General features: G+C 71.2%; 13 protein-coding genes. 8 read left to right on the forward strand and 5 right to left on the reverse strand.

Annotation, left to right across the window (positions count from 1 at the left end):
• Window positions 1-191 precede the first annotated feature (191 nt).
• The 8 genes from EXW95_RS09770 to EXW95_RS09805 all read left to right on the forward strand — a co-directional run bounded on the left by EXW95_RS09770 (window position 192) and on the right by EXW95_RS09805 (window position 10,995).
• A complete protein-coding gene (locus tag EXW95_RS09770) occupies window positions 192-1,253 on the forward strand; it encodes a LacI family DNA-binding transcriptional regulator (protein ID WP_174367300.1) in 1,062 nt (353 codons plus the stop codon).
• A 63-nt stretch (window positions 1,254-1,316) separates the two neighbouring features.
• Window positions 1,317-2,564, forward strand: coding sequence for an ABC transporter substrate-binding protein (locus tag EXW95_RS09775; protein ID WP_174367301.1), 1,248 nt, complete (start codon window positions 1,317-1,319; stop codon window positions 2,562-2,564).
• A 76-nt stretch (window positions 2,565-2,640) separates the two neighbouring features.
• Entirely contained in the window at window positions 2,641-3,570 is a 930-nt protein-coding gene (locus EXW95_RS09780) for a carbohydrate ABC transporter permease (RefSeq protein ID WP_174367302.1), read from the forward strand.
• Window positions 3,567-4,463 (forward strand): carbohydrate ABC transporter permease, encoded by an 897-nt coding sequence (locus tag EXW95_RS09785; RefSeq protein WP_174367303.1) that lies wholly within the window; start codon window positions 3,567-3,569, stop codon window positions 4,461-4,463. Before EXW95_RS09780 ends, EXW95_RS09785 begins: the two co-directional genes overlap by 4 nt.
• A 4-nt stretch (window positions 4,464-4,467) precedes the next feature.
• The gene (locus tag EXW95_RS09790; protein ID WP_174367304.1) at window positions 4,468-5,736 is read left to right on the forward strand and encodes a hypothetical protein; all 1,269 of its coding nucleotides are present in this window, start codon (window positions 4,468-4,470) and stop codon (window positions 5,734-5,736) included.
• 41 nt (window positions 5,737-5,777) lie between these two features.
• Window positions 5,778-7,154, forward strand: coding sequence for a GH1 family beta-glucosidase (locus EXW95_RS09795; RefSeq protein WP_174367305.1), 1,377 nt, complete (start codon window positions 5,778-5,780; stop codon window positions 7,152-7,154).
• On the forward strand, window positions 7,151-8,815 hold the full coding sequence (locus tag EXW95_RS09800) for a glycoside hydrolase family 43 protein (RefSeq protein WP_371809992.1): 1,665 nt from the start codon (window positions 7,151-7,153) through the stop codon (window positions 8,813-8,815). Before EXW95_RS09795 ends, EXW95_RS09800 begins: the two co-directional genes overlap by 4 nt.
• A complete protein-coding gene (locus EXW95_RS09805) occupies window positions 8,812-10,995 on the forward strand; it encodes a glycoside hydrolase family 3 N-terminal domain-containing protein (protein ID WP_174367306.1) in 2,184 nt (727 codons plus the stop codon). Before EXW95_RS09800 ends, EXW95_RS09805 begins: the two co-directional genes overlap by 4 nt.
• Window positions 10,996-11,040: 45 nt before the next feature.
• On the opposite strand, the gene EXW95_RS09810 is transcribed toward EXW95_RS09805, so the two are convergent.
• From EXW95_RS09810 to EXW95_RS09830, 5 genes are read right to left on the reverse strand one after another with little or no spacing between them, the layout of a single operon-like run.
• A complete protein-coding gene (locus EXW95_RS09810) occupies window positions 11,041-11,589 on the reverse strand; it encodes a GNAT family N-acetyltransferase (RefSeq protein ID WP_174367307.1) in 549 nt (182 codons plus the stop codon).
• A 21-nt stretch (window positions 11,590-11,610) separates the two neighbouring features.
• Window positions 11,611-12,219: a histidine phosphatase family protein gene (locus tag EXW95_RS09815; RefSeq protein WP_371809993.1), complete on the reverse strand. Its 609-nt coding sequence runs from the start codon at window positions 12,217-12,219 to the stop codon at window positions 11,611-11,613.
• Window positions 12,216-13,178: an NUDIX domain-containing protein gene (locus EXW95_RS20620; RefSeq protein ID WP_174367308.1), complete on the reverse strand. Its 963-nt coding sequence runs from the start codon at window positions 13,176-13,178 to the stop codon at window positions 12,216-12,218. The genes EXW95_RS09815 and EXW95_RS20620 overlap by 4 nt, the downstream gene beginning before the upstream one ends.
• On the reverse strand, window positions 13,175-13,843 hold the full coding sequence (locus tag EXW95_RS20625; protein WP_371809994.1) for a nucleoside deaminase: 669 nt from the start codon (window positions 13,841-13,843) through the stop codon (window positions 13,175-13,177). Before EXW95_RS20625 ends, EXW95_RS20620 begins: the two co-directional genes overlap by 4 nt.
• Window positions 13,840-14,445 carry a GGDEF domain-containing protein gene (locus tag EXW95_RS09830; protein ID WP_174367309.1) on the reverse strand — a complete coding sequence of 202 codons (606 nt, stop codon included), beginning with the start codon at window positions 14,443-14,445 and terminating at the stop codon, window positions 13,840-13,842. Before EXW95_RS09830 ends, EXW95_RS20625 begins: the two co-directional genes overlap by 4 nt.
• Window positions 14,446-14,527: the final 82 nt, after the last annotated feature.

Genomic DNA, 14,527 nt, shown 5'->3' on the forward strand with positions numbered 1-14,527 from the left:
CGGAAGCATTTCCAACGGTGATTTTCGCTCTCTGGTTGACAGAAACCGTCAGGGCCGAGAGATTTGCACCTGCGGCGAACGCAATGACCGCCTGAATCTCAGTTGACAGCGCTTTCAGGCAGGAGTACGCTTCAGGCACCTCAATCTTCTCTTCACCGAGCAGGCAACCGGCCTGTCTTGCAGGAGCACCCATGATGGAACCTGTCACCCTGGCGCATGTGGCGCGCGAAGCGGGCGTATCGCCCAGCACCGTGTCACGCATTCTGAACGGCACGGCCAACGTGACGCCAGAAAAACGCGCCCGGGTCGAATCCGTCATCACCCGCCTGAACTACCGCCCCAACCCGCAGGCGCAGGCGCTGGCCGGGGGGCGCAGCCTGACCATCGGCGTGATCACCCCCACCCTGAACTCCACCTTCTACGGCGAGGCGCTGGCCGGGATCGAGGCGGCGCTGAACGACACGCCGTATCACCCGATCGTGATCAGCGGCCAGTGGCGCACCGAGCGCGAGCAGGAGGCCCTGGACCTGCTGCTGGCCCGCCGGGTGGACGCCGTGATCATGATGGGCGGCATCCTCGACGACCAGATCCTGACCCACGTGGCGCGACGGGTGCCGCTGATCGCCGTGGGCCGCGACGTGCGCGGACTGGATCACAGCTGCATCGTGCTGGACAACATCAAGGCCATGCAGCAGGTCGCCCGCCACCTGCTGGACCTGGGGCATACGCAGTTCGCGTACATCAGCGGCGCCGAGCGGCAGCAGGACGCCATGGAACGCCGCGTGGCCTTCCTGGACTACCTGGAAGCGCATGGCGTGACCGTCCCCGCCGAACTGATCCAGGTGGGCCGCTACACCGAGGAGGGGGGCCTGGAGGCCGCCGAGGCGATCCTGAACACCGGGCGGCCCTTCACGGCGCTGGTGTGCGCCAACGACCAGATGGCGCTGGGTGCGCGGCTGGCGCTGTACCGCCGGGGCGTGAACGTGCCGGGCGACGTGTCCCTGACGGGTTTCGACGACGTGTTCACGTCCTCGCTGATGACGCCGCCCCTGACGACCGTGCGGCAGGCGATCTACGACATCGGCGTGATGGCCGCGCGTGAGGCGCTGAACCTGCTGGACGGTCAGCCGGTGGTCAGGCAGGTGTTCGAACCTGAACTGATCGTCCGTGAATCCACTGCTCCCCCGGCCGTCCCGCGTCGTGCGGGCCGCGCGAAGCGGGGGGTGACAGCCATGAGCACCCCCGATGGCTGAACGGCCCCTGACGATCACTCACACCTCACCTGAAAACGCTTTCAAACCGACCTGGAGGTCACCATGAAGAAATCCGCCGCGTTCGCCCTCGCCACCGCCCTGCTGCTGAGCACCGCCCACGCCCAGGAAAAAGTCACCCTGACGGTCGCCGCCTTCCCCAGCCTGGACAGCGCCATCAAGGCCATCCTGCCCGCCTGGACCAAACTGCACCCCAACGTCACCATCAACCTGCAGGCGCAGCAGTTCGCCGACCACCACAACGCCATGACCACCGCGCTCGCCACCGGCCAGGGCCTCCCCGACGTCATGGCCATCGAGATCGGCTACGTCGGCAAGTTCGCCGAAGGCCAGGGCCTGGAGAACCTGAACAGCGCCCCCTACAGCGCCGCGCAGTACAAGAAGCTGTTCACGCCCTTCACCATCGCGCAGGCCACCAGCGCCGACGGCCGCTTCATCGCCATGCCCACCGACATCGGCCCCGGCACCTTCTTCTACCGCAAGGACGTGCTCGACAAGGCCGGCGTGAACCCCCTGACCATGCAGAGCAGCTGGGAAAACTACATCGCCAGCGGCAAGAAGATCAAGCAGAAGACCGGCGCGTACCTCGTGAACACCGCCGCCTCCGTGTACAACCTCGTCATCCGCACCAACCTCAAGACCGGCGAGGGCATCTACTTCGACAACAAGAACAACCTGCTCGTCGGGCCCGACAACGCCCGCTTCGTGCGCGCCATGACCCTCGCCAAGCAGGTCCGCGACGCCGGCCTGGACGCCAAGATCGGCGAGTGGAGCAACGAGTGGTACGACGCCTTCAAGAAGGGCACCGTCGCCACGCAGTTCAGCGGCGCGTGGCTGCAGGGCGCCCTGCAGAACTGGATGGCGCCCGACACCAAAGGCCTGTGGCGCGTGCAGAACCTCCCCGAACGCGGCTTCGCCTCCTGGGGCGGCAGCTTCTACGCCGTGCCCAGCAAGGCCAAGAACAAGCAGTGGGCCTGGGAATTCATCAAGTTCATGACCCTGAACCAGGGCTCCCAGATCACCGCCTTCAAGGACAACGGCGCCTTCCCGGCGCTGATCGCCGCGCAGAAGGACAAGGCCTTCGGCGAACCCGTCGAGTTCCTCGGCGGCCAGAAAGCCCGCGTGCTGTGGCGTGACGCCGCCGCCAAGACCAAGCCGATCGACGTGAACAAGTACGACTCGATCGCCGACCAGATCCTCCAGACCGAACTGACCAACGTCCTCGAGCAGGGCAAGGACATCAAGCAGGCGCTCACCGACGCCCGCGCCCAGATCGCGCGCCGCGCCCGCTAACACCCCACGCCCCGGGGGGACGCGCGCCGGATCATGCCCGGCGCGCGCCCCCCGCACTCACGCAAGGACGTCCCACATGTCACAGCGAACCGCTCCCCGCGCGAGCTGGAGTTACACCCGCTTCCAGCAACGCTTCGCGCCGTACCTGTTCGTCAGTCCCTTCTTCATCCTGTTCGCCGTGTTCGGCCTGTTCCCGCTGCTGTTCAGCCTGTTCCTGGCCTTCCACCTGTGGAGCCCGCTGGACGGCATGGGCAACTGGAAGTTCGTGGGCTTCGAGAACTTCACGCTGGCCCTCGGCCCCACCGACATGTTCTGGAAGAGCCTGAAGAACACCCTGTGGATCGGGCTGCTGTCCGGCATTCCGCAGCACCTCGTGGCGCTGCCGCTGGCGTTCATCATCCACCACAGCCTGCGCCGCTTCCAGGGCACCCTGAGTACCGTCCTGTTCCTGCCGTACATCACGAACGCCGTGGCGATCGCCATCGTGTTCGCCACGCTGTACTCCGAACGGCTGGGCATCCTGAACTACCTGGGCGGCCTCGTGGGCCTGGACCCGGTCCGCTGGCTGGGCGACCCGAACATGGTGCCGTACTCGGTCGCGGCCGTCGTGTTCTGGCGCTACGTCGGGTGGAACACCGTGCTGTACCTCTCGGGCCTGCAGGCCATCAGCGAGGACGTGTACGAGGCCGCCACCGTGGACGGCGCGAACGGCTGGCAGAAATTCTGGTACATCACGCTGCCGCTGCTGCGCCCCATGATGTTCTACGCCTTCACCCTGACCATCGTGGGCAGCATGCAGCTGTTCGAGGAACCGTTCATGCTGCTCAACGACGGTGGCGGCAGCGGCGGCGCGGGCCTGACGAGCGCCATGCACATCTTCAACACCGCGTTCCGCGACCTGGACATGGGCTACGCCAGCGCCATGAGCTGGCTGCTGTTCCTGGCGATCTTCGCCATGAGCATGCTGAACAACTACCTGTTCTCCCGCGACGGAGGGAAAAAATGACCACCACCCCCGCGCAGCGCGCCGCGCCCGGCCCCCGACCCCGCCGCGCCCGGCTCCCGTGGCAGCGCGTGCCCATCTGGGCACTGATGCTCCTGGCGTGCTTCCTGTCGGTCGTGCCGTTCTACCTGATGTTCGTGTGGGCCTCGCACCCCAGCGCGGAGGTCTTCACCTTCCCGCCGCACCTGTGGTTCGGGGACGCCTTCCTGAGCAACTTCCAGGGCCTGATGCAGGTCACCGACGGTCAGGCGCCCCGGCAGTTCTGGAACTCGCTGTACATCGCGCTGGTCTCCACCCTGACCACGCTGTTCTTCTGCTCGCTGGCCGGGTACGCCTTCGCCATGTACGACTTCCGCGGCAAGGGCGCGCTGTTCGGGTTCATCCTGGGCACCATGCTCATCCCGCCGCTGGTGATGGACATTCCCAGCTTCCTAGTCATGAACAACTTCCTGGGCTGGGTCGGCGAGCCGCGCGCCCTGTGGGTGCCGGGCATGGCGAATGCCTTCGGGATCTTCCTGATGCGCCAGTACATCTCGTCGGCGCTGCCGCGTGAACTGATCGAGGCGGCCCGCATGGACGGCGCGACCGAGTTCGGCATCTACCGTCAGGTGGTCCTGCCGCTGATCCGCCCGATCCTGGCGACCCTGGGCGTCGTGACGTTCGTGGGCGCGTGGAACAACTTCAAGGGCGCGCTGATCATGAAACTCAGCGAACCCGACACCATGACCCTGCCGCTGAGCCTGCGCCGACTGGGCGGCGGCGCCACGAACGTGAACGTCGACTGGGGCGCGATCATGATGCTGGTCGTGATCACGGTCATTCCGCTGCTGATCGTGTTCCTGCTCGCCAGCCGTCAGGTGATCAGCGGCCTGACGAGCGGCGCCGTCAAGGACTGAAGCCGTGCGCCGCGCCCTGCACTCCCTGACCCTGGCCGCCGCCCTGACGGGCACGCTGGCCGGGGCGGGGCAGGCCGTGACCGTCACGCCCGCCCCCGGTGAGTCCCGCCCCCTGGACGCACCGCTGCTGGGCGGGCCGGGCTTCAACCTGGGCAACTGGATGCCGGTCGTGGAGGCGCTGCCCGAACTGCGCGCCCTGCGCCCCGCGCTGCTGCGCTGGCCCGGCGGGAACATCGGCGACGAGAACGACCTGACCCGCGCCGCGCTGCAGACCCTGAAGACCAACTGGACGCTGCTGGGCGAGCCGGACCTGATCGTGCAGACCCGCGTGTTCACGCGCGGCGGCGTGGGCCGCGCCGCGCCGGAGGACGCCGCGCAGGCCGTGCGGGACGCCCGCGAACTGGGCCTGCGCGTGGCGTACTGGGAGATCGGGAACGAACCCGACCTGTACGCCACGAACCGCAGCGACCCCAGCTGGACGCCGGAGAAATACTGCGCCACTGTGCGGGCGCAGCGTGCGGCGATCCTGGCCGCAGACCCGCAGGCGCGCATTGCCGGGCCCGCCACGAGCAACCCAGGCGCGTTCCTGGACGAGGTGCTGCGCGGGTGCGCGGACGCCTTCGATCTGGTCACGTACCACCTGTACCCCACCGACGGCGGCGCGACCGACGAGGCCGCGCTGGCGAGCATCGAGCGCGTAACGGGCAGCGTGGCGCACCTGCGCGAACTGTGGGCCGACCCGCAGCGCAACCCGACCGCGCAGGGCCGACCGCTGAATCTGGCCGTGACCGAGTTCGCGCTGTCGTGGCGCACCGACCGCGCCCGGCACCTCAGCGACGCGCTGGGCGGCCTGTGGGCGACCGAGGCCACGCTGCGCTTCCTGGAGGCTGGCGTCCGGCCCGCGTACTTCGCGCTGATGGGCGTCGGGAATCACGGACTGCTGGACGACGCGGCCTTCCCGCGCTTCGGGTACGGCGCGCTGCGCGAGGCCACCCAGTTGCGCGGCCAGAGCTTCCCCGTGAGCGGCGACGACCCGCGCGTGTGGCTGCACGCCGCCACCGACGGCGACCGCCTGACCCTGCTGGCCCTGAACACGGGCACCGCGACCCTGCCGCTGACCCCTCAGCTGGACGGCTGGCAGCTCATCGGCGCGAAGACCGTCACCCCGGCGGGCGTGGACGCGGACCGCTTCCCCACCGCGCTGAACCTCACCCTGCCGCTGAAGCTGGCGCCCCAGAGCGTCACGCGCGTCGTGTTCCGGCGCGCGCCCTGACCCCCACCTCTCCCCTCCCCCACCTGCACTGGAGTTCTGCCATGACCAACCGCATTCCTGATCCTGCCCGTTTCCCCGCCCGCTTCACGTGGGGCGTCGCCACGAGTTCCTACCAGATCGAGGGCGCCCCCCGCGAAGACGGCAAGGGCCCCAGCATCTGGGACACCTTCTGCCGCACGCCCGGCAAGGTGCGCGGCGGGGACACCGGCGACGTCGCCTGCGACCACTACCACCGCCTGGACAGTGACCTGGACATGATCCGGGACCTGGGCGTGAACGCGTACCGCTTCAGCATCTCCTGGCCGCGCATCCTGCCGACCGGGCGCGGCGCGGTGAACCACGCGGGCCTGGACTTCTACCAGCGGCTGGTGGACGGGCTGCTCACGCGCGGCATCACGCCGTGGGCGACGCTGTACCACTGGGACCTCCCGCAGACCCTGGAGGACGAGGGCGGCTGGACCGTGCGCGGCACCGCCGAGGCCTTCGGGACGTACTCGGCGGTCGTCGCGGCGGCGCTCGGGGACCGCGTGAAACACTTCATCACGCTGAACGAACCGTGGTGCTCGGCGTACCTGGGCTACGGCATCGGCATTCACGCGCCGGGCCGTCACGACCTGCGGGCCAGTTTCGCCGCCACGCACCACCTGCTCGTCGGGCACGGACGGGCCATGCAGGCCATCCGCGGGCAGGCGCCGGGCGCGCAGGCGGGCATCACGCTGAACCTCCACCACACGTACCCCGCGACCGACACGCCTGAGGACCGCGCCGCCGCGTACCGCATGGACGGCTTCCAGAACCGCTGGTACCTGGACCCGGTGTACGGGCGCGGCTACCCGCAGGACATGGTGGACCTGCTGGGCGACCTGAGCCCGCAGGCGCAGGGCCTGGTGCTGCCCGGCGACACGGAACTGATGGGGCAGCCCACCGACTTCCTGGGCGTGAACATGTACTCGCGCGCGGTGGGGCAGGACGCGCCCGGCGAGGGGTTCCTGCACGCCCGGCAGATCCGCCCCGAGGGCAGCGCGTACACCGGCTTCGACTGGGAGGTCGCGCCCGACAGCCTGACCGACCTGCTCGTGCGCCTGCAACAGGACTACGCGCCGGACGCGATCTACATCACCGAGAACGGCAGCACCTACCCGGACGTCGCGGACGAGGACGGGAACGTGAACGACCTGGAACGCACCCAGTACCTCACCGAGCACCTCGCGGCGACGCAGGAAGCGCTGGCGCGCGGCGCGAAGGTCGCCGGGTACTTCGCGTGGTCGCTGATGGACAACTTCGAGTGGGCCGAGGGGTACGACAAGCGCTTCGGGATCGTGCACGTGGACTTCGACACGCAGGTCCGCACGCCGAAACTGTCGGGCCGCACGTACCGGGACTTCCTGGCGCGCGCGGAGCAGGCGGTCGGCGCGTGACGGACACCCTCGCGGCAGCCCAGCCCAGCACGGGAACCCCCCCGGCGCCCGCCACGGTGCCTGCCACGGTGACGGTCACGAACCCGGTCCTGCCGGGCTTCCACCCGGACCCCAGCCTCCTGCGGGTCGGGGAGGACTACTACCTGGCGACGAGCACCTTCCAGTGGTACCCGGGCGTGGCGATCTACCACTCGCGGGATCTGGTGCACTGGCGGCTGGCGGCGCGCCCGCTGGCGCGGCTGTCGCAGCTGGACATGCGCGGGAACGCCGATTCGGGCGGCATCTGGGCGCCGTGCCTGTCGCACGACGGGGAGCAGTTCCACCTGATCTACACCGACGTCAAAAGCTGGGGCGTGGGCGAGCCGTTCAAGGACAGTCACAACTATCTGGTGACCGCGCCCGACATCGAGGGGCCCTGGAGTGAGCCGGTGTACCTGAACTCCAGCGGCTTCGACCCCAGCCTCTTCCATGACGTCGCGGAGGGCGGGGACGGGCGTAAGTGGCTGCTGAACATGCTGTGGGACCACCGCGCGGGCCGCAACCCCTTCGCGGGGATCGTGGCGCAGGAGTACAGCCCGGCCGAGGGGCGGCTGGTGGGGCCGCGCACGACCATCTTCACCGGCACCCACCTGAAGGTCACGGAAGGCCCGCACGTGTACAAGAAGGACGGCTGGTACTACCTGCTGACCGCCGAGGGCGGCACGAGCTGGGAGCACGCCGTGACCCTGGCCCGCTCGCGCGAGCTGCTCGGGCCGTACGAGGTGCACCCTCACAACCCGCTGGTCACGGCGGTGGACGACCCCGGCCTGCCCATCCAGAAGTCCGGGCACGCCAGCCTGACCGACACCCCGGACGGCCGGTGGGTGATGGCGCACCTGTGCGGCCGCCCCCTGACCCCGCGCGGTGAGTGCCCGCTGGGGCGCGAGACGGCGCTGCAGGGCCTCGACTGGCCGGAGGGCGAGTGGCCGCGCCTGAGCCAGGGCGGGCACCACCCGGCGCTGCACGCCACGCTGCCCGCGCTTCCCTCCCACCCCTGGCCGGAGGTGCCTGCTCGCGACGACTTCCGGGGCGAGGCGCTGCGCCCCGAGTGGCTGACGCTGCGCGCCCCTGCCGCCGAACTGGGCGTGCACCTGGAGGACGGCGGGCTGGTGCTGCCGGGCCGCGAGGCGCTGATGAGCCGTCATCACGTGGCGCTGGTGGGCCGCCGCCTCCAGAGCCTGCACGGGCGGCTGCGGACCGAGCTGAGCTTCGATCCGCGTGACTTCCAGCAGATGGCGGGCGTGTGCGCGTACTACGACAGCCGCAACTGGGTGTACGCGCGCGTCAGCCGGGACGAGACGGCGGGCCGCGCGCTGAACGTCACGAGCTGCGAGAACGGCGTGTACCGCGAGCACCTGACCCAGGACGTCCCGCTGGGCGACCTTGGCCGCGTGGGCCTGGAGGTCCGGTACAGCGGCGACACCTTCGGCTTCGCGTATCAGGTAGCGGGGGGCGGGTGGAAGCCGGTCGGGCCAGCGTTCAGCGCGGGCCTGCTGAGCGACGAGCACTGCGGCGGCCTGAGCTTCACCGGGACGTTCCTGGCCCTGACCTGCCAGGATCTCAGCGGCGAGCGGCGCGAGGCGACCTTCCACTGGGCCGAGTACACCGAGGGAGACGCATGAAACGACCCGTTCTGGCCCTGCTGACCGCCACGCTGGCCGCGCAGGCCGGTGCCCTGACGGATCAGGCGGCGGCCGAGGCGCAGGCCCGCGCGATCCTGCCCCGCCTGACCCTGGACGACAAGATCGGGCAGGTCAGCATGGCGCACGTGTTCCGCTTCACCGAGGGGGGCCGCAGTGCGCCCATCCGAGGAGACGCGGACGCCACCTTCCGCGCGCTGAGGCCCGGCACGCTGCTGAACGGCGGGGGGGACGCGCCGCAGCCGAACACGCCGCGCGGCTGGGCGGACTTCCTGGCCCGCCTGGACACGCTGGGCCGCGCGAACAACCCCGCGAATCTCCCGGCGGTGTTCGGGACGGACGCGGTGCACGGCGTGAACAACGTCCCCGCCGCGACCCTCTACCCGCACAACCTGGGCCTGGGGGCGGCGTTCGACCCGGCCCTGACGCGCGAGGTGGCCCTGGCGACCGCGCAGGACCTGCGCGCCCTGAACATGGGCTGGACGTTCGCGCCGGTCGCGGACGTGGGCCGTGACCCCCGCTGGGGCCGCTACTACGAGACGTTCGGGGAGTCCCCGTGGCTGGTCGCGGATCAGGTGGAGGCCAGCGTGGACGGCCTGCAAGCCGGTGGCGTGGCAGCCACCCTGAAGCACTTCGCGGGGTACGGGCTGCCCAGCCTGGGGATGGACCGCGCGAACGCCGAGATCAGCGCCCGCGCCCTGCACGAGGTGTTCCTGCCGCCCTTCCGGGCGGGCATCCGCGCCGGGGCGCTGAGCGTCATGGCGAACAGCGGCAGCGTGAACGGCGTCCCCGTGCATGCCTCGCCCGCGCTGCTGACGGACCTGCTGCGCGGCGAACTGGGCTTCCAGGGGCTGCTCGTCAGCGACTGGAACGACATCGAGCGGCTGATCACGACCTACCGCACCCACACCGATCTGGTGCGGGCGGCGGCGGCCAGCGTGAACGCGGGCATCGACGTGTACATGGTCCCGAACAGCGTCGAGGCGTACCAGAACGCCCTGCGGGAGGCCGTGCAGACCGGACTGGTCAGCGAGGCCCGCCTGGCCGAGGCAACCCTGCGCGTCCTGACCTTCAAGGCCCGCCTGGGCCTGCTGGACGCCCCACTGACCGGCAGCGGGGTGCTGAACGACCACCGCGACCTCGCCCGGCGCGCGGCGGCGGCCACGCTGACGCTGCTGGAGAACCCGGCGGACACGCTGCCGATCCGTCAAGGCCGCATGCTCGTCACCGGGCCCGCGATGGACAGCGCCGCGATCCAGCTGGGCGGCTGGAGCGTGAACTGGCAGGGCGTCGGCAAGGGCAACGTGCCGGACGTACCGAAGGTCGCCACGCTGGCCCCCGCGCTGAAGGCGTCGGCCCCGGCGGGCGTGACCGTCAGCGCCCTGCCGGAGACCAAGCGCCCGCAACTCCTGACCGCCGCGAAAGGGGCGGACGTGATCGTCGTCGCGGTCGGCGAGGCGCCCGGCGCGGAGTGGCAGGCGAACAACCCCGCGCTGAGCCTGCCGGACGGGCAGATCACGTTGCTGCGCGACCTCCTCGCCACCGGGAAACCCGTCGTGGCGGTCCTGATGGCCGGGCGACCCCTGATCCTGCCCAGTGACGTGCAGTCGCGCCTGTCGGGGCTGGTCATGGCGTACCTGCCCGGCACGCAGGGCGGCGCGGCCCTGGCCGACGCGCTGTACGGCCGCGCGGGCTTCCCCGGCCGCCTGCCGTTCACCTGGCCGGACAGCCTGACCCAGGTGGGCCTCTGGAGCGACCGCCCCGCCGAGGGCGCCGGCGAGACGCCGCTGCCGCTGTACCCGCTCGGGTACGGCCTGGACTACACGACCAGCGTCGCCCGCGACCTGACCGTCACGCCCGGCCCGGATGGCGTGACCGCGCAGGCCACCCTGACGAACACCGGCGAGCAGGCGGGCACCGTGACGGTCCTGCTGCGCGCCGCCCTGCCCGCCAGCGGCGCCCTTCAGGCCACCTCGCGCCCGGTCGGGGTGCTGCGCGCCACGCTGAACCCCGGCGAGAGCCGCGCCGTGCAGGTCAGCGTGCCCCACGAACGCCTGAGCAGCTGGGTCGGGGACGCCTACGGCCCCGGCGCGTGGCAGCTCCTGCCCGGCACGTACACCCTGAGTGCCGGGGACGGGAAGGCCACCCTCAGCCTGCCGTGAAGACGGACGGAGGCGGCCCCCGGATCACCTGGGGGCCGCCTCCGCCTAGCGGTTCAGCAGCGCGGCGCGCACCTGCGGCCATTCCTCCGCGATGATCGAGTACATGACGGTGTCGCGCTGCGTGCCGTCCGGGCGGGGCATGTGCTGGCGCAGGACGCCCTCGCGGGTCGCGCCGAGGCCCTCGATGGCGCGCTGGCTGCGGGTGTTCAGGATGTCCGTCTTGATCTCCACGCGCAGGATGCCCATCGGCCCGAAGGCGTGGTCCAGGAGCAGGCGTTTGAAGGTGCGGTTCGCGGGCGTACGCATGAACGCCGGGGCCAGCCAGGTGCTGCCGATCTCCAGGCGGCGGTGTCCCGGGCGCATCTCCATGAATCGGGTGGCGCCCGCGAGTTCGCCGTTCACGAGCTTCACGAACGGCATCTGGTCGTCGGCCTCCAGCGCCCCGGTGTAGTAGCGTTCCTGGGTGGGGAAGGTGCCCATGCGGGCGTACTCGGCTCCGTGCGCGGCGGCCAGCGCCAGCAGCGGCCCGGTGTCCGCGTCGGTCAGGGGGCGCAGGGTGTACGGGCCGTCCGCAAGGGTGAGGTCGTGGCGCATGGCGTCACTGTACGGGGTGGGTCAGGGCCGGTGTGGCGTGAGGTTCGCGCCGATCACGTAGGCCGTGTGGCTGCCCCGGTTCAGGCGCAGCGTGGCGAAGGCCGTGTCGCCGAACGCGAACCACCCGCGCGAGGCGCCGAGCAGTTCGCGCAGCAGGCTGTTCCCGAAGCCGCCGTGCGTGACGAGCAGTACGCGCTGCCCGCCCCCGTTCCACACGAGTTCCAGGGCGTGCAGGGCGCGGGCGCGGATGGCCGCCTGCGACTCGCCCCCGTCGGCGGTGAAGGGGTCGAGGTCATGCCGGAACGCGGGAATCGGGTAGCGCGCCAAGGCGGCCTCGCGGTCCATCCCCGCCAGCGGGCCGTTGTCCCACTCGCGCAGGAGGTCGGTGGGGGTCAGCGGGACGCCCAGCGCGTCGGTGACGATGCGGGCGGTGCCGTGCGCCCGCTGCAGCGTGGAGGTGTACGCCCGGTCGAAGCCCGGCGGGTGCGCCTGCCAGTACGCGGCCAGCGCCGCCGCCTGCGCCTCACCGGCCGGGGTCAGGGGGCTGTCGTAGCGGCCCTCGTGCACGCCTTCGTCGTCGGCGCGGCTGCGGCCGTGACGCAGGATGGTCAGGTGCAGCTCGCCGCTCACGCGGTCCTCGTGGCGAGCAGGACGCACTCGCGGCGGCTGACCTGCACCTCGCAGGCGTGCAGGTGCGGGTGGGCGGACGCCGCGTCGCGCAGCGGGTCGCCCGCGTGCCACTGGTCGTCCAGCTGCGCGCGGGGCGTGAGGTTGTCCAGAATCAGCGTCCCGCCGGGCCGCAGGGCACGCACGACGGCGGGCAGGGCGTCCGGGGTCTTCGCGGCGGCACAGTCGGCGAAGATCAGGTCGAACGGCCCCTCGGGCAGCGCGTCCCGCCAGTCCCCGACGAGCACGCGGGCGCGCGGGTCCGTCCGCAACGCCGCCCACGCCCCCTGCGCGCAGTCCTGATCGACCTCGACGCTCAGCAGTCGCCCGGAGTCGGGCAGGCCCGACAGCAGCCACGCCGCGCCCACGCCCAGCCCCGTGCCGAGTTCCAGGACGCGCCCGCCGGGCCGCGCCGCCGCCAGGGTGCGCAGCAGCGCCCCGACCTCCGGCGAGCAGGACCGCGTGAAGCCCGCCGCGTGCGCCGCGTCCAGCGCCGAACGCACCAGCGGCGGCACCTCCAGGTGCGCGGGCGTCTGTCCGCGCGCCGCGAGGCCCTGCCTGAGCTGGTGGTCGTCCGCCCACGGCAGCGAGCGGGGATTCACCCACGCGACGGGGCGGCCCTCCGGGCTGGGCTCCAGGCGGGTCAGGTGCAGGGGCACGCACACACTCTCGACGCCACTGACCCCCACGATCGGGAACGGGGCGCCCGCGACCTCGGCGTGCGCGCCCGCCTCCTCCCACGCCTCGCGGATCGCTGCCTGCGCGGGCGTCTCGCCGGGGTGGATGCCGCCGCCCGGCAGCGTCCAGCCGCCCCACTCCAGCCCGGTCATGAGGACGAAGCCGTCCTCCCGTTCGATCCACGCGCAGGCGCGGCCCACCCGGGCCAGGCCGGGGGACAGGTCGATGAAGGCCGGGCGGGTCACGCCAGCACCGCCAGCGCCTCGGCCAGCGGCGCGCGGCGGTCACGCAGGGCCGCCAGGGTGCCGGAAGCGTGCAGCGCCTCCGCGAAGAGCACGTCCTGCGGGTGCGCCGCGTCGAAGCTGTCCAGCACGTTGCGGTTGCCACCGGCCTGAAGTTCGTCCAGCAGGGCGTGCAGCATCAGCCTTAGCGCCGCGCGCTGCACGTCCGCCGGGGCGCGCTCCACGCGGATGCGCTTACGGGACACGTACGGGTCATGGGTCAGCAGGTGCGTGCAGCCCGCCCACGGGTCCGCCGCCGCGTACGCCACACCGCGCAGGCCACTCATGGCGATCGCCCCGGCGCACTGCGGGCAGGGCTGCACCGTCGTCAGCACCGTCCAGCCGTAACAGTCCGGGCGGGGCGTACCTGGCAGGGCCAGCAGCGCGTTGATCTCCGCGTGCGCCAGGTCTGAGCCGCTGATCACGCCCGCCACGTCGCGCGGCTCGTTCAGGCGGTTGCGGCCCCGCGCGATCACGGTCCCGGCAGCGTCGATCACGCACGCGCCGATGGGCAGCGACCCCGCCACGTACGCGTCCCACGCCTCCGACAGGGCCGCGTGCCAGCCCGCGCCGGGTGCCCCGGCCGCTCCTCCCGCTTCCCACTCCCCACGGCCCACAACCCCGCTCACAGTTCGCCCCGGTTCTTCTCGATCAGGTCGTCGAGCGCCTCGCGCAGCAGGCTGGCCTCGGTGCGGCCCAGCGCGCCGCTCAGTTTGGCGAGGCGTTCGAGCTGGCTCTTGGGGTAGTAGTTGCTCTTCAGGACCATCTTGCTTTCCACGTAGATGCACGCGCGGCCGCGGCCCTCGCGTTTGGCGCGGATCATGGCCTCGTCGGCGGCGCGTTTGAGGTCGTCGTAGGTGCTGGCGTGCGCGGGCCGGGCGGCCAGCCCGACGCTGAGGCCCAGGCCGCGCGGCCACTGCGGGTCGCGGTGAATGTGGAAGTGCTTGATGACCTCGTCCAGGAGGATCAGGGCGGTCTCGGCGGCCGTCTCGGGGAGGATGGCGGCGTACTCGTCCCCGCCGATGCGCCCGATGACGCTGCCGGTGGGGAGGCTGCCGGACAGCAGGCGTTCCACGCCGCGCAGCACGCGGTCGCCCTCGGCGTGCCCCAGAGAGTCGTTGAGGGTCTTGAAGTGGTCGAGGTCCAGGACCGCCAGGGTCAGGGGGGCGCCCTGGAGGGTGTCGAAGGCGGTTTCGAAGTCGGCGCGGGTGAGGATGGTGGGGCGCGGCATGGGTCAGGGTCCTCCTCGGGAGCGAGAGGCGGTCAGCGGAGCGTATGTTCTTCTAACATATATACGTTTCAGGATGTACGTG

This window comes from Deinococcus sp. JMULE3, assembly GCF_013337115.1.
Classification (GTDB): Bacteria; Deinococcota; Deinococci; order Deinococcales; family Deinococcaceae; genus Deinococcus.